Source organism: Pseudomonas sp. PVC-5-1, assembly GCF_057444345.1.
Genome location: NZ_CM172024.1, coordinates 2,510,260 through 2,528,139, shown reverse-complemented (window position 1 = coordinate 2,528,139; position 17,880 = coordinate 2,510,260). Strand labels below are relative to the sequence as shown.

Here is a 17,880-nt window from a genome sequence, read left to right as displayed (position 1 = left end):
GCAAGAGCAGGCACAAGCCCGCCCGGCGAACCGGACGGGCGTATCGCGTACTTATCGAGGCACGACTTTGCCGCCGTCATACTTGAGCTTGGCGTAGGGCGGGTCGAGCCGCTGGCGGCCGTCGTCGAAGGCGACTGTGCCAGTCACGCCGTCATAGCCCTTGCCCACTTCCTTGAGCGCAGCCTGTACTGCGGCCGGCTCGGTGCTGCCGGCCTTTTCGATCGCCTTGGCCGCCATCAGCACAGCGTCGTAGGCATAGCCGGTGTAGGAGGTTTTCATACCTTCGTTGTATTTGGCGGCAAAGGCATCGGCGTAGGCCTTACCGGTCAGGCCAACGAACGACCCAACCTCCATCCCCAACTGGCCCTGGGCGATGTTGGCCGGCGTGTCCGACAGGCTCATGGACAACAGGATCGCGTACCACGGCTGTTCACGCAGCCCCAGCTCCAGTGCCTCGCGGTTGATGACCGCAGACTCCTGCCCGTAGGCGGTGTAGATGTATGCGTCCGGTTTGCTGCGGGCGATCTGTTGCAGTTCGCGGCGGTAGGTTGACTGGCCGGCGGTGTAGAGCGTCTCGTTGACGATCTTGCCGCCGAGCTTTTCGAACTCGGCGCGAAAACCGTGTGCTACGCCCTGGCCGTAGGCATTGTTCGGTGCCAGAACGGCGACGTTGCGAAAGCCCAGGTCCCAGGCATCCTGGGAAGAAAACTTGTTGCCCTTGTCTTCCAGGCCGATCAGGTTGAACGAGCTACTGCCCAGGTCGCGGATCTTCACGCTGGTGCTGGCGATGTTGATATGCACCACGCCCTCTTTCACCAGATACTGGCCCATCGGGATGCTGATACCCGACGAGTATTCGCCGATCACCACCGGCACCTTGTCGACGCTGACCAGCTTGCGTGCGGCGTTGATGGCGGTGGTGGGATTGCCACCGGAATCTTCGACGATGACCTGGAATGGCTTGCCGAGCACACCACCGTCGGCGTTGACCTTGTCTTCAGCCAGCTTCACGGCGCGGCGCACGTCTTCACCAACGGTGGCGTTGGCGCCCGTCAGCGAGAGCACCGCGCCCATCTGCACAGCGTCAGCGGCAGACGCGAACGGCGCGGCCGTGGCCAGGGTAAATAACATCGAAGTCGAGATAAGCATGGAGCGGAACTTGAAAGGCATAACTGTCTCCTTGGAATGATCGTGACGGCGTCGCCGTCGCTCACTGCGTCATGCAGCCCCCTGCGCCAGCGGGGCAAAACAGCTCAAGCACCGATGCTCCCTGAGTCGCTCGTGGCAAATCACGGACGCACCGCTCCGGTCCTCCCGAGGATTGCGGGAGGAGGAAAAATTCATGAAAACGCTTCGAAACTCTTACCAGATAGGCACGGTGTAACTGACGGTCAGGCGGTTGTGGTCGATATCACCGAGCACGTCGCTGCGCAGTACGCCGTTGCGCCAGGCGACGCCCACACCTTTCAATGGTCCGCCTTGCACCACATAGCTCAGTACGATGTCGCGCTCCCACTCTTCACGGTCGGAACCCACGGCAGTCTTGATCTGATCGCCCTTGAGCCAGGTGACGCTGGCGTTCAGGCCTGGTACCCCGAGCGCGGCGAAGTCGTAGGCGTAGCCGCCAAGGATGGTGCGCTCACCCGCGTAGGTGAAGTTCTGCACCAGGCTGTCGGTGATCACATAAGTGCTTGTCCCGCCTGCGCCCTCGTTGGCCAGGCCGCCTTGGTTCAACTGGGTAAATATGCTGTCGTCCGACACCTGCTGGTAACCCAGGGTCAGGGCATGGCCGCTCAGGGCGTAGGTGAACTTGGCGCTCCAGGTCGAGTTGTCCAGTTCGCCATCGTTGCCACTGCCGTTGGTCGATGCCAGAAAGCCTGCAGCACGGTCGGCATTCTTGCCATCAGAGGTGGTGCGGAAGTAGCGCAGGTCGGTCTTGAGCACGCCGGGGCCCAGTGCCAGGTTGTGCAACGCACCGAGGAAGTGCTGGTCATAATAATCTTCGAGGTTGGCGAAGTAGTACTGCAGGGTCAGGTCCTTGATGCCCTTGTAATCGCCCCCGGCAAAACGCAGGTGGTTGCTTTGCTGGCTACCACCGGCGATAGACATGCCGGTGAAGTTGCTCGACATACGGCCCACTACATGCTCGATCTGGCCACCAGTGAGGGTCAGTTTGTCGATCTCGTTGCTGGTGATCTGCCCGCCTTCGAACAACTGCGGCAGCATGCGGCCGTCGTTCGACCAGAGGATGGGCAGCTTCGGCGTGAGGATTCCATAGCGGGCCTCGGTCTTGGAGAGGCGTACCTTGCCGGTCAGGCCACCGCGGCTGAAGTTGTCCACGGCTTCGCCGTCGCTGTCGGCGGGGAAAATGGACCGCGCCCCCGGCGCATCGAGCTTCACGCCCAGGGTGTAGGTGGCATCTGCCCCGAAGCCGACCAGCCCCTGGGTGAAACCGGACTGCACGTTGAGCAGGAAGGCTTGGCCCCACTCGTCCTGGGTCTGGGTATCGGTGTCACGGAAATCTTGGTTGAAATAGAAGTTGCGTAGCTCCAGCTTTGCCGTGCTGTCTTCGATGAACCCTGCGGCAAGTGCCTGCCCGCCGAAACTCCCCATGGCCGCAAGAATGGCCAGATTCAATAGTTTTCTCTTCATGTGAAGCAACTCTCCCTTGTGTATTGCTTTTTTTTTTAGGACACACGCTCCCGCGGGGCTGCCATGGCAAGGCAGGCCCGGGGAACGGATACGGAGTGGCGACAGATAGAACCCGGAGCGCGCAGGCTCCGGTCATTGCATTCAGGAAGCGCGAGCGCCGCCTTGAATTTCGTCGTCTTTGCGACGTTTACCTACAGACAGGATGGCGACCAGCGAGATGGCTACGGTTGCCAGCATGTACAGGGCCACCGGCTGCCAGTCGCCCTTGTACTCGGACAGCAGCCAGGTTGCGATCAGTGGTGCCGTGCCGCCCGCCAGTGCAGCGCCCAGCTGGTAGCCCAGGGTGATGCCGGTGTAGCGCACGCGGGTGGAGAATATTTCCGAAGACAAGGTGCCGAGCACGGCGGTGACCGGCGCCCAGAGCACGCCGAAGCCGATGACGGTGGCGACGGTGATGCCCCATTGGGTGCGGGTATCGAGCAGCATGAAATACGGCACGATGTACAACGCGATGGCCAGAATGCCGCCGATGTAAACGCGCTTGCGGCCGATGCGGTCAGACAGCCAGCCCATGACCGGGATCAGCAGCGAGGCCACCAGGGCACCGATCATCACGGCGTTCAACGCTGAGACTTTCTGGTAGCCCAGGTTGTTTACCGCATAGCTGACCACGAAGGTCGAAAAGATATAGAACGGCGCCGTCTCGACCACTTTCAGGCCCGCGGCGATCAGCACTTCACGCCAGTGATTGCGCAGCGTCTCCACCACCGGCATTTTCGAAACGTTACCGCTGGCCTTGGCTTTCTTGAAGTCCGGGGTTTCGTCGAGGCCGTGGCGGATCCACAGGCCGAGGAACACCAGGCCGGCGCTCAGCACGAAGGGCACACGCCAGCCCCAGGACAGGAAGTCTTCCTCGGGCAGCATCGCCATCAGGCTCACGGCCATGGTGGCGAGCAGCATGCCGAGGGTGACGCCCACTTGCGGCACGCTGCCGAACAGGCCCTTGCGGTTGGCCGGTGCGTATTCATAGGCCAGCAACAGCGCCCCACCCCACTCGCCACCAATGCCAAGGCCCTGAACCACCCGCAGCAGGATCAACAGGATCGGTGCCCAGACGCCGATATGTTCATAAGTAGGCAGGCAGCCGATCAACACGGTTGCGCCCCCCATCAGCGACAACGTGATGACCAGAGTCTTCTTGCGCCCGATGCGGTCGCCGATATGGGCAAACAGTACGCCGCCAATAGGTCGAATAAAGAACGTCAGGGAAAACGACAAGTAAGCCAGTAACAGCCCAACGACCGGATCGAAGTTAGGAAAGAACAGTTTGTTGAAAACCAGCGCTGCGGCTGTTCCATAAAGAAAGTAGTCGAACCACTCGATCGAACTGCCTGTGAGGCTGGCGACCAACGCGCGGCGACGGGTCTTGGCCGATTGCGCATCGGCGGAGGAATTGCTCATGTGTTATGCCTTATTTTTTTTGGGTTGGGCCACAATGACCCAAGTATCACTGGGTAGCACCGATCCTAGATTTCATCGGGCACAAGGTGCAACCACCTATTTTGCTATAGGTATAACAAAATGGGTGAATGAAACCAAAATGCACCATTGAAGTGCACGCCACGCACATGCCAAACGTTTGCTGCCTTGGGCTGGCACACAATATTTTTTATTGAACAAACATCCAATAAAGTTCATTGTAACTATTGGGTTGCACTAGGTTGCACCCTTATTGATTCCGGGTTTAATCTGCGCACCGTTCCGTTTAGCCAACTACCTACCCGGTGATAACAACATGGCAACCACCACACTTGGCGTAAAGCTTGACGACGCCACCCGCGAGCGACTCAAACAGGCTGCACAACAAATCGCCCAGACTCCTCACTGGATGATCAAACAGGCCATTTTCAACTACCTGGAGCAGATCGAAGGCGGCATGACGCCCGCTCGTCAGTCTGGCCTGGCCGCTGTTGCAGGCGAAGAACAGGCAGAACACCTGGATGAGGGCGCCTTGGAGGTATTTCTCGACTTCGCCGAAAGCGTCCTTCCGCAATCGGTGCTGCGAGCTGCCATCACCGCAGCCTACCGCCGCCCCGAAGCGGACGCCGTACCGATGCTGCTGGAGCAGGCACGCCAGCCGGCAGAGATGGCGAAAGCGTCTCACCAGTTGGCTTACAGCATCGCCCAGAAGCTGCGTAACCAGAAAAGCGCCGGCGGCCGTCAGGGGCTGGTGCAAGGCCTGCTGCAGGAGTTCTCGCTGTCGTCGCAGGAAGGGGTGGCGTTGATGTGCCTGGCCGAGGCCCTGCTGCGCATCCCCGACAAGGGCACCCGTGACGCCCTGATCCGCGACAAGATCGCCAATGGCAACTGGAGCCAGCACCTGGGGCAGAGCCCGTCGATGTTCGTCAACGCCGCCTCTTGGGGCCTGCTGATCACCGGCAAACTGGTGTCGACCCACAATGAGACGGGCCTGTCGTCCTCACTCAACCGCATCATCAGCAAGAGTGGCGAACCGCTGATTCGCAAGGGTGTGGACATGTCCATGCGCCTGATGGGCGAGCAGTTCGTCACCGGTGACACCATCGGCGAGGCCTTGGCCAATGCGGCACGTCGTGAAGCAAAAGGCTTCCGCTACTCCTACGACATGCTGGGTGAAGCTGCACTCACCGAGCACGACGCGCAGAACTACCTTGCAGCCTACGAACAAGCGATCCATTCCATCGGCAAGGCCTCGCACGGGCGCGGCATCTACGAAGGCCCGGGCATCTCGATCAAACTGTCGGCGCTGCACCCGCGGTACAGCCGCGCCCAGTACGAGCGCGTGATGGAAGAGCTGTACCCGCGCCTGTTGTCGCTGACCCTGCTGGCCAGGCAGTACGACATCGGCCTGAACATCGACGCTGAAGAAGCCGACCGTCTCGAGCTGTCGCTCGACCTGCTCGAGCGTCTGTGCTTCGAGCCGTCACTGGCCGGCTGGAACGGCATCGGCTTCGTCATCCAGGCCTACCAGAAACGCTGCCCGTACGTGATCGACTACGTCATCGACCTGGCCAAGCGCAGCCGCCACCGCCTGATGATCCGCCTGGTCAAGGGCGCCTATTGGGACAGCGAGATCAAGCGCGCCCAGATCGACGGCCTGGAAGGCTACCCAGTCTACACCCGCAAGGTTTACACCGACCTGTCATACATCGCCTGCGCCCGTAAGCTGCTGTCGGTACCGGAGGCCATCTACCCGCAGTTCGCCACCCATAATGCTCACTCACTGGCGGCCATCTACCATATTGCCGGGCAGAACTACTACCCGGGCCAATACGAATTCCAGTGCCTGCATGGCATGGGCGAGCCACTGTACGAGCAGGTGGTGGGCAAAGTGGCCGATGGCAAGCTGAACCGCCCGTGCCGCATCTATGCACCGGTCGGCAGCCACGAAACCCTGCTGGCCTACCTGGTACGCCGCCTGCTGGAAAACGGCGCCAACACCTCGTTCGTCAACCGTATCGCGGATCGCTCCATCACCCTTGATGAGCTGGTCGAAGACCCAGTGCTGCAGGTGGAGAAGATGGCCGGGCAGGAAGGCGCGCTGGGCCTGCCGCACCCGCGCATCCCGCTCCCGCGCAACCTGTATGGCACCAGCCGCCTCAACTCCGGCGGCCTTGACTTGTCCAATGAGCACCGGCTTGGCTCATTGTCCTCGGCACTGCTCGCCAGCGCCAACCAGCCCTACACTGCCGGCCCGACGTCAAGCAAAGATTGCAGCCACCCGCGCACCGTCACCGCCGTGCGTAACCCGGCGGATCATCGCGACCTGATCGGTCAGGTGTACGAAGCCAACGAAAGCGATGTGCAGAACGCCATTCTGTGCGCCCAGGCCAGCGGCCCGATCTGGCAGTCGACCCTGCCCGCCGAGCGCGCGGCAATTCTGGAGCGCGCCGCCGACCTGATGGAAAGCGAGATGCAGCAACTGATGGGCCTGCTGGTACGCGAGTCTGGCAAGACCTTCAGCAATGCGATCGCCGAAATCCGTGAAGCAGTCGATTTCCTGCGCTACTACGGTGCCCAGGCTGGCAGCTTCAGCAACGACAGCCATCGCCCACTGGGCCCTGTGGTGTGCATCAGCCCTTGGAACTTCCCGCTGGCGATATTCAGTGGCCAAGTCGCCGCCGCCCTGGCCGCTGGCAACACAGTGCTGGCCAAACCTGCCGAGCAGACGCCGCTGATCGCCGCCCAGGCCGTGCGCATCCTCCACGAAGCCGGTGTGCCGACCGGCGTCGTGCAACTGCTGCCAGGCCGGGGCGAGACCGTTGGGGCGAGCCTGGTCGGTGACAGCAGAATCAGGGGGGTAATGTTCACCGGCTCCACCGAGGTCGCCGGCATCCTCAGCCGCAACCTTGCCGGCCGCCTAGATGGCCTGGGCCAGACGCTGCCGCTGATCGCCGAAACAGGCGGCATGAACGCCATGATCGTCGACTCCTCGGCACTGGCCGAACAGGTGGTCGTGGATGTGATCAGCTCTGCGTTCGATAGCGCCGGCCAGCGCTGTTCAGCGCTGCGGGTGCTGTGCGTGCAGGCAGACGTGGCCGAGCACGTCTGCCAGATGCTGCGTGGCGCGATGGCCGAATACCGCGTCGGTTCGCCAGAGCGCCTGGATACCGACATAGGCCCGGTGATCGACCGCGAAGCCCGGGACAACATCGTCAACCACATCGAGCACATGCGCCGTAAAGGCCGTGCCGTCTTCCAGGCTGCCCGGGCCGACGGCCAGGTGCTGCAACGGGGCACGTTCGTGTTGCCGACCCTGATCGAACTGGACAGTCTCGACGAACTGGAACGGGAGATCTTCGGCCCCGTGCTGCATGTGGTGCGCTACGAGCGCAGCCAGCTCAGCCAACTTCTGGAGCAGATAAACGCCAGCGGTTACGGGCTGACCCTTGGCGTGCATACCCGCATCGACGAGACCATCGCCCAAGTGGTCGATACCGCCCGCGTGGGCAACCTCTACGTCAACCGCAACATAGTCGGGGCCGTGGTCGGCGTACAACCGTTCGGCGGTGAAGGGCTGTCTGGCACCGGCCCGAAGGCGGGAGGCCCGCTGTACCTGTATCGCCTGCTCGCCACCCGCCCGCACGATGCCGTAGCGCAGGCCCTGGCTGACGGCGATGGGCATGAGGTTGCAGCCCCCACCGACCTGGAAAATGCGCGCAAGGCCTTTGCCGCTTGGGCCGAGCAGAAAGAACCGGAAATCGCCAACCTGTTCGCCCGCTATCTGGAGCAGTCGCAAAGCTACACCACCCACCTGCTCGCCGGCCCCACCGGTGAGCGCAACAGCTACACCCTGCTGCCGCGGGAGGTGGTGCTGAATCTGGCTGAAAACCGCCTGGACCTGCTCGCCCAACTCGCCGCCAGCCTGGCGGTCGGCAGCCGCGTGCTATGGCTCGATAGCCATCAGGCCCTACGCGCAGAACTGCCAGCATCGGTACAAGCGCGCATCGACAGCATCAGCGACTGGACCGACCCGGACGCCCATTTCGACGCCATTCTGCACCACGGCGATAGCGATCAATTGCGCCACGTCAGCCAGCTGTCTGCACGGCGCCGCGGTGCCATCGTCGGCGTTCACGGTCTGGGGCGAGCAGACACCAACATTCCACTGGAACGCCTGCTGATCGAGCATGCCCTTAGCGTTAACACAGCAGCGGCCGGTGGTAACGCCAATCTCATGACCATCTGCTAGGCCCACGATCGCAACCGGCGCAGCGCATCCTTGCGCTGCGCACTTTCGCACAACCACGAGGAACAACCATGAACGCACTATTCCTGGGCTACGGCCGCATGGGCAGCGCCATTGGCCAAGCCTGGCTCAAGGCCGGCCTGGTCAGCCATGTCAGCGCCGTTGACCCCTATCTGCAAACAGCCAGCAAAGTCACCCTCTACAGCAACGTCGCAGCCCTGCCTGCACTGCCTTTTGACATCATCGTGGTGGCGGTCAAGCCGAACTACGCGTGCGAGGTACTGGCCGCCCTACCCCGCGCAGTACGCGAGCACGCAGTGGTGATTTCTGTCGCCGCCGGTGTACCCCATGACAAGCTCAGCCTGGCACTGGGCCACAGCTGCCCGGTGGTACGCGCGATGCCCAACACGCCGGTACTGGTCAACGCGGGCTGCACCGGCCTGTTCGCCACCCCTGACCTGAATGCAAACCTGCGCGAGCGGGTGACTCGGTTGTTCGAAGCTGTCGGCAGCGCCAGTTGGGTGGAGCACGAGGGCCTGCTGGATGCCGTGACGGCGTTGTCCGGCAGCGGCCCTGCCTACTACCACCTGTTCAGCGAAGCCCTCGCCGCAGCAGGCGTATCACTTGGCCTGACCCCGGAACTGGCAAAGACCCTGGCAGCGCAGACAGCGCTGGGTGCCGCGACGCTGCAAACCCAGCCAGGCGCAGACTTTGTAGAGTTGCGCACCGCAGTCACCTCGCCCAACGGCACCACGGCGGCGGCGATCGCCTCGTTTGAAGACAATGAGGGCTTGCGTCGGCTGGTCGACGCCGCCGTGCAGGCCGCACATTCCCGTTCACAAGCGCTCTCACGCGAATCTTGAAAGCCCGGGGCAGCGGGCGGCCGCCAAGACGCCAACGCTGCTCCACGTAGCCGACGTACAACGCCTATGAAGCTCCATCAACTGAAAGTGTTGGTCACCATCTGCGAGAGCGGCAGCTTTCAGGAAACTGCACGTTTGCTGCACCTTTCCCAGCCTGCACTCTCAAGGACCATCAAGGAACTCGAGACATCTCTGGGGGTGCCTCTGTTGGTCCGTTCCAACCGCGGCATCACCACCACTGAATACGGCGAACGCCTGATACGCAGGGCCCGCCTGATGCTGGAAGAGGCTAATCGGGCCAGGGAAGAAATCGCAGCGCTGAAGGGGGAAACCAACGGCCGGGTATCAATCGGCTTATCACCGGCGACGCCCCGTGCACAGGTGATCGCGGCGATAAATCAATACAGTGAACGCTACCCAAAGGTGCGGCTGCGCATTCATGAGATGCGTCCTTCAAAGCTGATGGAGGGCCTGCGTGAAGGGCAAGTGGACCTTGCATTGTCGTGCCAACCGGCCAGTCGCTATGGCGACGGGTTCCAATGGACAGAGCTTTACCACCAGCCGACCGCATTGGTGGTACGCAGAGGCCACCCACTGCGCCACGCACGCTCCCTCGAACAAGTGCGCGAGCAGCGATGGCTACTGCAGGAGCCATTGGAAAGCTCGCAGATCGGCTTGATGTTTGAGCAGCACCAACTGGCGCCCCCGGAAAACATTCTTGAATGCTCAGCTGGAATCATATTTTGCGAACTGGCCGCACCACGGATGTGATCAGTTTTTGGCCTCTTCGCATGCTCGACTACGTCAACCGAGATGGCCAGGCGATGGAGATACTGAACGTCGAGGAACAGGCGCCAGCGCTCAATATCTCCCTGGTTTATCGAAATCAGGAGCTTCTCACGCGAGAAGCCCGGCTGCTCGCCGATGAGCTTGTGTATGTGTTTACCAACCCACGGTCACCTTAGAGGAACGCCGATTACTGAGATGTCACCCCTGACAACTGGTCTGCCAAGAAGGATGGCCGACCGTGAGTTTTGGGCCGATAGCTGTCCTTCAGGACCGGCAGCTGTCGACCCGAAGCGGCCGTTGCGAAAGCATTGGCCTTGCTCATTTTCCAAGGCTGACGCGAACGCTGTGGGAGCGGGTTCATCGAGGCGTCGAATCGCCGCGAAGCAGGCAACGCGGAGGATGGCACGGGCTACGCCCGTGTTCGCGGGTAAACCCGCTCCCACAAAGATCACCTCTGACCCCGCTGGCAGCCCTGGGTCGAAAACAGCCATAATTAGACTGACAGCTATCGACCAATAGTGGTACGCCGATCTAAGTCCGAATGCTGACTGACGTATACCAGGACGCAGCGGAGTCGACGTGCACATGTCTCTGCTGCGTCGGCATGAACGGGGTATCAAGCGTGACCAGAACAAAGTCGAGCTGCACTCCATACAAAACTCGCGTACTACCGTCGGTGAAGACGCATACGCCCTGATGCTGTTGGCGCCGCGAAGAATTAGCAGGTCGCTACGCGGAACGCTTCCGTAGGATGCGAAAGCAGCCCCGTGAACTTTGCGGCACTGGTTGCAATGGCAGTAAGTCACTGTCTTTGGCGGGTGGCTAACTCGAAACTCACTGCTGAGCACAAACAGCCACCTTAAGTCCTTGTCATTGACGCTTCCGTGCAAATGACGCCAGCGTAACCGCCCTGGCTGAATTGGTCGACAGGTTGTAAGTCACTGTCGGTAAATGGCTCCTTTGGGTCGAGCAGTTGTGCGGTTCGACTGCGTTTAGCACATGATGGAGCGCTTGCGTGATTCACGAACTGTCAATTAGTATTACAACTACTCGGCAGGATGAGCCGAATATTTCCCATCCGCGAAACAAGGAGGTGCCCTATGACCCGGTTTTCAATGATGTGTCCGCCAATAAACCGTCAACGAAATCCTGAAGGGGCCCCTCTTGCCCCGCGGAGAATCAAACATGTCCAATCTTTGCCCGCCGGTGTTTCTTGTTAACCTCAGCTCTCCAGAGGAAGAAGCACTCTGCCGCGCCCTACAAGTACGCGACGACCAAATTGATTTTATCGCCAGCAATACCGAATCGCTGGAACAAGCTGCCGATAGCCCTTGGTGTGAACCGTTGGCCATACGGGCCATGCAGACTGGTGAGCTAGTCGGTTTCCTAATGCACGCCCTCGATCCGGATGAGAACAGCCGGTGGATCTACCGCTTGATGATTGACCGCAACCACCAGGGCCGTGGTTACGGGCGTGCTGCATTGCGAGCGCTCATGGCTCATCTCCAGTCGTTGCCTGGGGGACCTGGCGTCGCCCTTGGGGTCGACCCCGAGAACATCGGAGCGCGACGTCTCTATGCATCTGAAGGCTTCTTCGAGACCGGTGAAGTCATTGATGGTGAGTTGATCATGCGACGGATGTCTACGTGATCATAGGCAGGGGCGCCGTGGCGCCCCTGCAACTTCGCAGAGCCATTTCCACTTGGCGAGCACTAGAGCGGCGCGATCAACTGAGCGCCCTGGTTTCAATCTGCCCTCTACACGGATTAGTAGACCCTGCAGTAACTGCCTGACAAACAAGGAATTATAGATGAAGGAAAAAAGCATAGGTTCTCAGCGGGTACTTTTTATCGGGCGAGAGTTATCCATCCCGGAAATCGCTGACCAAGCGTCAGTCTGTTGTGCAAAAATCATTGGCGCTGTCGAATATCTTGGGCTTGAGGTCGTCGGTCCGTGGGTTTTCGTTTCCCACAAGATCCCTAACAATTCTAACGACCGTTTTCGGATTGAATTCTGCTTGCCAGTGCAGGGTAACTTGGAAAAGCAGATTGAAGGGGTTCGCTATCAACTGCTACCGGCGTTACATTGCATTTATGAAGATTACCGAGGGCCCATCAGCGACCTCTTTTCCCATGGTTATGCGAAGCTCGTCGAAGGGGCTCGAGCAGCCGACTGTAGACTAACCGACGAAAGCCGAGAGGTCTATCACAACTGGCAGGGACCAGATTCTCTAGACAATCACATAGAACTCCAATTTGGTATCGTCTGATGCATGGCAAAGAATGCTAAGCCCCTTATGAATCTATTGATCAGGCTGTTCAATACCGAAACCCTTAACCGCTCTTAATTTCATAGGCACTGAATGACCGTATTTGGCCGTTTGCTGCCCTCCACGAACGTCCGCTTCGGGTCCAGGCTGTGTGAAAACGTTCGACGGGATCCGGTGGGTTAGAAAACAAACAGGATTCCGCGCTCCTGCGCGAAATCAGTGTTAGCTGAATAACCAAGCCATTACAGATTTCACGTACGCTCGCGCTCTTCAGCGATCCGTTTGCGTTTTCACACAGCCTGGACCCACTGCGGACATCCACCAGAGGCTACAATAAAGCCCCAAACCATCAGCAACTGCCTGCCCTAATCAAGCGCAGGCTCATGAAAAGGAAGTCAAGCAAGTGGATGTACTTTGCACCTCTCTGGACGAAGTCCGCCAAGGGATCGATGAAATCGACCGCAACCTCGTTTCGCTTCTCGCCAAACGGGGCCGGCTTGTGACGCAAGCAGCTGCCTTCAAGAAAACCACAGATGATGTGCGTGCGCCTGCTCGGGTTGAGCAAGTGATAAGGAAGGTTCGTGAAATGGCTGAGGAAACTGGTGCCTCGGCTGAGGTCGTGGAGCAGGTCTACCGGGCAATGATTTCGGCCTTCATCAGTGAAGAACTGGCCACCCATGCGAAGCTTGCCAACGAACCTTCAGCATCTTGATGACAACGCGGGGCTCATCCGAAGCCCCGCCGCTTTTCCCTACCCACTACCTTTGACTCAAAGCCGCAATCGAAACACCAGATGCGACAAAGGTGAGGCCAGCGCCCACGTTTAGCCCATTTACCAGCCGCGGCCGCTGGTACAGGTAGCGAGATAACACCGTGGCGAAAATGCCCATCAAGGCAAAACCCAAGGCTGTGAGTACAGCAAACCACACCCCGTAAACCATCATCTGCACGCTGACCGATCCGCGAGCTGGATCGACGAATTGGGGAATGAATGCCAACACGAACAAGCCTGGTTTCGGGTTGAGCGCAGCCGAAAGCAGACCCGTTAGAAAAATGCTGGGCAACGATTGCCGGGACGCCGGCTGAAAGCTGATCAAACTGCGCGCGCGCAAGACTTTGATGCCGAGCCAGAGCAGATAGCCAGCACCGATGAGTTTGATCACCCAGAAAGCGACCGCCGAGGTTTGCATCAGAAGGGTCAACCCTAACGAAGCGGCTGCGACGTGAAACAGAATACCCGCGCCTGACGCCATGCCGGATACGGCCGCTGCGACTTTGCCCTGGCTGAGACCACGGCCAATGGCCAACAGGTTGTCAGGGCCCGGCGCCAATACCAACAGCACGCAGGCAGCAGTGTAGGCAAACCACACATTCATTGGAAACACGGCTCTCTCCTTAAGCCTGATAAAGCATCCATCCTGACGGTGGGGTATGCCAATGGCAAGGAGGAATCTCAAGGATTGTTGGCTGAGTTGTCCAAGTCAGCGACAAACGCTATGTCCGCAATGGGTCGATAGCAGCCGTTCGTGAAAGCATTCCATCAAGCAAAAATGCCGCCACAGAGCCCTGTCCAAATGTTCTTCGGGGACCCTGAGACATTACGTTCCTGCGCCCACTCATTCGACGGTTTGCCGGGCTACACCCGAGCGCTGCTGAACTGTTTGTCTCTACCGCTAACCGGCAAGGCTTGACTCTACCGTAAGGGGCAGACTTTACCCTTGGCACTTCATTACCTGGAGTTTGTCATGAAGAGCAAACGCATGCTCGTAATCCTCGGCCACCCTTCGAACGACAGCTTTTGCGGCGCTGTGTCCGAACGTTACGTCGAGGCCGCCACGCAAGCAGGCCATGAGGTGCGCTTGCTGCGCCTGGACACCCTGGATTTCGATCCGGTCCTGCACGATGGCTATAACCAGGTCCAGTTGCTTGAGCCCGATTTGATCGCCGCACAGAACGACATTACCTGGGCCGAACACCTGACATTTGTGTACCCGATCTGGTGGGGCGGCATTCCGGCGTTGCTCAAGGGGTTCTTCGACCGCGTGTTTCTGCCCGGTTTTGCCTTCAAGTACCGCAAGGGCTCGCCCTTCCCGGATAAGCTGCTCAAGGGTCGCACAGCTCACCTTTTGGTGACCATGGACACGCCGCCGTGGTACTACCGATGGGTGTATCGCATGCCGGGCCTGCACCAAATGCGCAAGACCACCCTGGAATTCTGCGGCATAAAGCCCCTGAAAACCCTGACCTTCGGTCCGGTATTGGGCTCCAAGCCGGAACAGCGTGAAGCCTGGCTCAAACAGGTCCAGGCAGTCGCCAGCCGCTGATCGGCCCCGGTCGTGCCGTGCCCCTGCACTGCCCAGCCGAGCCTACCTGCTGCGACACCTTGTCCAAACTGGCTTCCAACCCCCTGACGCTTGTGCAAAGATGTCGCGCGCCTGTGCGAGCGCGCGACATCTTTTCGCTTCTGATGCGTCAAAAAGGGATTTTCATGTACATCGGCAAAGCCGCCCAGCTGTCGGGCACCACCGTCAAAAGCATTCGACATTACGAAGAAATCGGCCTCTTGCCCCCCCCGCAACGCGAAGGCAAGTACCGCATCTACAGCCAGCAAAGCGTAGAGCTGCTGACCTTCATCAAATGCGCTCAGCAACTCGGTTTCAAGCTCAAGGAAATGCAGGCCATTCTTCAGGATCATCGCGGCCAGGAGCTGCCCTGGGATCTGGCCATGCAGGCCATCGATAACAAAAAGCAGGAATTGATGGGGCAGATCCAGGCCTTGCAGCAAGTGCATGACGGCTTGGTAGAGTTTGAGCTGAGCCTCAAAGATGCTCAGATGCAATGCCAGTTCGAACACCTGGAAAAAGCCCGCTGAATCCGCACCGCCGCCCCTGAACGGCCATGGCGCCCCGTGCCGTTTTCAACACGCAGGCGCCCCGGCGATTTAGCCTGGCACAGCCTCACCCCGCGGCTGCTCGCCCTCTTGCACTGCTGGTTGCGGCACAATCGAGGCAAAGAACCACGGCGAAATCAGCGTGACCAACAAAATGGTCATGAAGCCACTGGATGACAGCGCCAGTATCACCAGTACCCCCAGGTCAATGACGGGTTTGTAGGCGGAGAACAGCAGCGCGACAAAGCCCATCGAGAAGATCACGACATTGACCACCGTCGAGCGCCCGACGCCCTGCATGGCCGCCAGGATGGCCTCGTCGACCTCGATGCCCTTCTGCACCAGCATCTTGATCCGTGACAGCAGGTGAACGGCGTAATCCACGACGCCCACAACCAGGAACGTCACCAGTGTGGTACCGATGTTCAACTCGATATCCAACAGGTACATGCTGCCGTACACCGTCACCGACGTGGTCAGCAACGTCAGCATGCCGAGGATGCCCAGGCGTACTGACTTGAGCCAGAACATCATCATCAAGGTCACGGCCAGCAACGCCAGCGAGAAGCTCAGCACCTGCCCCTGGGTGATTTCCTGCAACACCCCGGTCCATATGTACGGCGTACCGGCATGGGTGACTTGCAGGTTGGCCGGTTTGTTGATCGCCAGCCAGGCGTCCAGTTTATCGAGCATCGCCTGGTAATCGCCCGCCACAGAGGAGGTCATGGTGAACAGCGTCACCGCCTTCGAGTAATCGGCATTGAGCACGTTCTGCAAGTCGGTGCCGCCACCGTTCTCGAACATCATGATGTGTTGTTCGATGAGCGAGTTGCCATCGACTTCGAAGGTCTCCGGTTTCCCGTCATCATCGACCACCGTCACCTGCTCCACCGCCTGCGGCACCCGCAGGAAAGCAGGGTTCATGTCATTGAGCACGAGGTTCATGCGCTTGATGTAGGTCGCCACCGAATAGGTGTAACTCACGTTCGGCTGGGCCCTGATGAACTGGTCCAGACGTTCCAGGAACTGCACGGTTTCAGTGGTCAGCGCGCCACGCGGAGTCTTGGTGTCGAAAGCGATCCAGCCCGGCGACGTACCCGCGACCCCTGCCCGGTTGATGAACTCGTCGGACATCCGCACCGGGCTGTCCTTCTTGAAGTAGGCAATGCCCGAGTCTTCGATATCCACCTTGAACGTGAACACCGTCATCATCGCCAACAACGGCAGGGTCACCAGCAATACCGGCTTGCGCCAGCGAATCAGCCAGGCACAGAACACCACCAGATAGTGGGAGATCAGCGACTCTTTGAGTTGCACTTTGCGCGGGACGGCATCTTTGCCCCAGATCGAAATCCACGCCGGGATCAGTAGCAACGAGATGATCAACGCCGCCGTCAGGCCAATGGACATGAACACGCCAAAGTTGCGGATGCTGACAATGTTGTTGGTGGTGGAAATCAAGAACGTCGCAATAGTCGTGACCGTTGTCAGAACTACGGGCGTGACCATCAGGCGCTGGGTTTCACGGTTGGCTTCGCGGAAAGACTTGCCCGAATTGAGCTGTTCGTAATACTCGGCCATGACGTGGATCGCATCGGCACAACAGATGGTGAACAGGAACACCGGCAAGACACTGGTGAGCAAGTCCATCGGCACACGCAGCAGCGCCATCAGGCCAAGGGTCCAGATGGTGCAGAACAGGATATTGAACAGCGGCAGCACCACGCCAAGTGGTTTGCGAAAGAAGAAAACCAGCAGAGAGGTCACCAACAGGAACACGATCGGGAACAGCATCGCCAGGTCGTGATCGATGATTTCCTGCTGGGCCGCAATGAAGATCGGCATGCCGGCGATGAACACCTCATCGGTGAACTCCGGGTGAGCGGCCTGGTACTTCGCGATGATCTCGCGGACCTGGTGATAGGCACGCAACTGGGCCTGAGCGTCGTCCTGTTTGGTGCCCAGTTCGGCGACGACCATGGCGACTTTCTTGTCCGCCGAGACGACGCCACCAACCATCTGCTCGTTGCCCATGATCTGCGCTTCGACCTTGCTCGGGTCCATATCCAGGGCGTGCAGGGTCTTGTGGATCCACAACTCGCCATCGGCACTCAAGCTGATGTTTTCCAGGTCAGCCATCGAGGCCATTTCCTGGATCGGGTTGAGCCGCTCGGCAAGAAAGCTCAGGAACTGCAGGTCGTGGCTGTCCCAGTACCGGGCAATCCCATGGTCGCGCAGCGCTTTGGCGGCAGCGTAATCGTTCTGCGAAAAACCTTCGGCGAGGATCTGCACCAGCAAGGCCTGGGCATCGGGATCGCCACTGTGGAGGCCAACGATGCGCTGCAGTTCGACACGGTCCTCATCGTTCGCCAGCATCAGCCGGCGTATGGCCTGGGACAACTCGAACTGCGCGTTCAGCGACGTGGTGTTGAAGACACTCTCGGGGTTGCTCAGCGCCACCATGACCGAGTCATATGTGCCGGTGAACTCGCGCTGCAAATCAATGATCGTCTTGCGCGCCGGGTGAGTGTCCTTGAGCAGATACGGATTGGTGTCCGACATCAGCGCGCCGAGGGTGTAGGTGAAGTAGGCGGTGATCGCCACCAGCACGAACACAATTGCCCGCGCATAGCGCTCGACGAAGTTCAGGTATCTTTCCATGAATGAGGGTTCCAGATGAATCGAGAGC

14 protein-coding genes and 1 pseudogene are annotated in these 17,880 nt (G+C 59.6%); 9 read left to right on the top strand and 6 right to left on the bottom strand.

Translation table 11 applies throughout. From position 1 onward, the window contains the following. Positions 1-51: 51 nt before the first annotated feature. The 3 genes from AC2T3R_RS11475 to AC2T3R_RS11465 all read right to left on the bottom strand — a co-directional run bounded on the left by AC2T3R_RS11475 (position 52) and on the right by AC2T3R_RS11465 (position 4,113). On the bottom strand, positions 52-1,170 hold the full coding sequence (locus AC2T3R_RS11475) for an ABC transporter substrate-binding protein (RefSeq protein WP_486745129.1): 1,119 nt from the start codon (positions 1,168-1,170) through the stop codon (positions 52-54). Between the two features lie 192 nt (positions 1,171-1,362). Continuing rightward, positions 1,363-2,652 carry an OprD family porin gene (locus tag AC2T3R_RS11470; RefSeq protein WP_486745128.1) on the bottom strand — a complete coding sequence of 430 codons (1,290 nt, stop codon included), beginning with the start codon at positions 2,650-2,652 and terminating at the stop codon, positions 1,363-1,365. A 141-nt stretch (positions 2,653-2,793) separates the two neighbouring features. After that, a complete protein-coding gene (locus AC2T3R_RS11465; protein ID WP_486745127.1) occupies positions 2,794-4,113 on the bottom strand; it encodes an MFS transporter in 1,320 nt (439 codons plus the stop codon). A gap of 334 nt (positions 4,114-4,447) precedes the next feature. On the opposite strand from AC2T3R_RS11465, the gene putA reads away from it, so the two are divergent. The 4 genes from putA (at position 4,448) to AC2T3R_RS11445 (ending at position 10,208) form a co-directional block, all read left to right on the top strand. Then, positions 4,448-8,383: a trifunctional transcriptional regulator/proline dehydrogenase/L-glutamate gamma-semialdehyde dehydrogenase gene (putA, locus tag AC2T3R_RS11460; RefSeq protein ID WP_486745126.1), complete on the top strand. Its 3,936-nt coding sequence runs from the start codon at positions 4,448-4,450 to the stop codon at positions 8,381-8,383. 68 nt (positions 8,384-8,451) lie between these two features. After that, entirely contained in the window at positions 8,452-9,243 is a 792-nt protein-coding gene (gene proC, locus AC2T3R_RS11455) for a pyrroline-5-carboxylate reductase (protein ID WP_486745125.1), read from the top strand. A gap of 66 nt (positions 9,244-9,309) precedes the next feature. Continuing rightward, entirely contained in the window at positions 9,310-10,014 is a 705-nt protein-coding gene (locus AC2T3R_RS11450) for a LysR family transcriptional regulator (protein WP_486745124.1), read from the top strand. 20 nt (positions 10,015-10,034) lie between these two features. Next, the gene (locus AC2T3R_RS11445) at positions 10,035-10,208 is read left to right on the top strand and encodes a hypothetical protein (RefSeq protein WP_486745123.1); all 174 of its coding nucleotides are present in this window, start codon (positions 10,035-10,037) and stop codon (positions 10,206-10,208) included. Between the two features lie 355 nt (positions 10,209-10,563). Here the strand turns inward: AC2T3R_RS11445 and AC2T3R_RS11440 are convergent. Then, a pseudogene (locus AC2T3R_RS11440) lies at positions 10,564-10,882 on the bottom strand (GFA family protein). Between the two features lie 335 nt (positions 10,883-11,217). Here AC2T3R_RS11440 and AC2T3R_RS11435 point away from each other — a divergent pair. The 3 genes from AC2T3R_RS11435 (at position 11,218) to AC2T3R_RS11425 (ending at position 13,013) form a co-directional block, all read left to right on the top strand. Then, positions 11,218-11,682: a GNAT family N-acetyltransferase gene (locus tag AC2T3R_RS11435; RefSeq protein WP_233694317.1), complete on the top strand. Its 465-nt coding sequence runs from the start codon at positions 11,218-11,220 to the stop codon at positions 11,680-11,682. A gap of 160 nt (positions 11,683-11,842) precedes the next feature. Next, a complete protein-coding gene (locus AC2T3R_RS11430) occupies positions 11,843-12,301 on the top strand; it encodes a GyrI-like domain-containing protein (protein ID WP_486745122.1) in 459 nt (152 codons plus the stop codon). Positions 12,302-12,704: 403 nt separating this feature from the next. Then, positions 12,705-13,013 (top strand): chorismate mutase, encoded by a 309-nt coding sequence (locus AC2T3R_RS11425; protein WP_247847621.1) that lies wholly within the window; start codon positions 12,705-12,707, stop codon positions 13,011-13,013. A gap of 46 nt (positions 13,014-13,059) precedes the next feature. Here the strand turns inward: AC2T3R_RS11425 and AC2T3R_RS11420 are convergent, their stop codons facing one another. After that, on the bottom strand, positions 13,060-13,677 hold the full coding sequence (locus tag AC2T3R_RS11420; protein ID WP_085719874.1) for a LysE family translocator: 618 nt from the start codon (positions 13,675-13,677) through the stop codon (positions 13,060-13,062). A gap of 369 nt (positions 13,678-14,046) precedes the next feature. Here AC2T3R_RS11420 and AC2T3R_RS11415 point away from each other — a divergent pair, with 369 nt between their 5' ends. Further along, positions 14,047-14,625: an NAD(P)H-dependent oxidoreductase gene (locus AC2T3R_RS11415; protein WP_039612922.1), complete on the top strand. Its 579-nt coding sequence runs from the start codon at positions 14,047-14,049 to the stop codon at positions 14,623-14,625. A 164-nt stretch (positions 14,626-14,789) separates the two neighbouring features. Next, positions 14,790-15,173: a MerR family transcriptional regulator gene (locus tag AC2T3R_RS11410; RefSeq protein ID WP_003253954.1), complete on the top strand. Its 384-nt coding sequence runs from the start codon at positions 14,790-14,792 to the stop codon at positions 15,171-15,173. A gap of 69 nt (positions 15,174-15,242) precedes the next feature. Here the strand turns inward: AC2T3R_RS11410 and AC2T3R_RS11405 are convergent, their stop codons facing one another. Beyond that, complete coding sequence (locus AC2T3R_RS11405; protein WP_486745121.1) at positions 15,243-17,852, bottom strand: efflux RND transporter permease subunit; 2,610 nt, start codon at positions 17,850-17,852, stop codon at positions 15,243-15,245. Positions 17,853-17,880 lie beyond the last annotated feature (28 nt).

Coding starts and splice junctions, on each gene's coding strand:
- AC2T3R_RS11475 (WP_486745129.1), bottom strand. CDS start 1,170: ATGCCTTTCAAGTTCCGCTCCATGCTTATCTCGACTTCGATGTTATTT.
- AC2T3R_RS11470 (WP_486745128.1), bottom strand. CDS start 2,652: ATGAAGAGAAAACTATTGAATCTGGCCATTCTTGCGGCCATGGGGAGT.
- AC2T3R_RS11465 (WP_486745127.1), bottom strand. CDS start 4,113: ATGAGCAATTCCTCCGCCGATGCGCAATCGGCCAAGACCCGTCGCCGC.
- putA (WP_486745126.1), top strand. CDS start 4,448: ATGGCAACCACCACACTTGGCGTAAAGCTTGACGACGCCACCCGCGAG.
- proC (WP_486745125.1), top strand. CDS start 8,452: ATGAACGCACTATTCCTGGGCTACGGCCGCATGGGCAGCGCCATTGGC.
- AC2T3R_RS11450 (WP_486745124.1), top strand. CDS start 9,310: ATGAAGCTCCATCAACTGAAAGTGTTGGTCACCATCTGCGAGAGCGGC.
- AC2T3R_RS11445 (WP_486745123.1), top strand. CDS start 10,035: ATGCTCGACTACGTCAACCGAGATGGCCAGGCGATGGAGATACTGAAC.
- AC2T3R_RS11435 (WP_233694317.1), top strand. CDS start 11,218: ATGTCCAATCTTTGCCCGCCGGTGTTTCTTGTTAACCTCAGCTCTCCA.
- AC2T3R_RS11430 (WP_486745122.1), top strand. CDS start 11,843: ATGAAGGAAAAAAGCATAGGTTCTCAGCGGGTACTTTTTATCGGGCGA.
- AC2T3R_RS11420 (WP_085719874.1), bottom strand. CDS start 13,677: ATGAATGTGTGGTTTGCCTACACTGCTGCCTGCGTGCTGTTGGTATTG.
- AC2T3R_RS11415 (WP_039612922.1), top strand. CDS start 14,047: ATGAAGAGCAAACGCATGCTCGTAATCCTCGGCCACCCTTCGAACGAC.
- AC2T3R_RS11410 (WP_003253954.1), top strand. CDS start 14,790: ATGTACATCGGCAAAGCCGCCCAGCTGTCGGGCACCACCGTCAAAAGC.
- AC2T3R_RS11405 (WP_486745121.1), bottom strand. CDS start 17,852: ATGGAAAGATACCTGAACTTCGTCGAGCGCTATGCGCGGGCAATTGTG.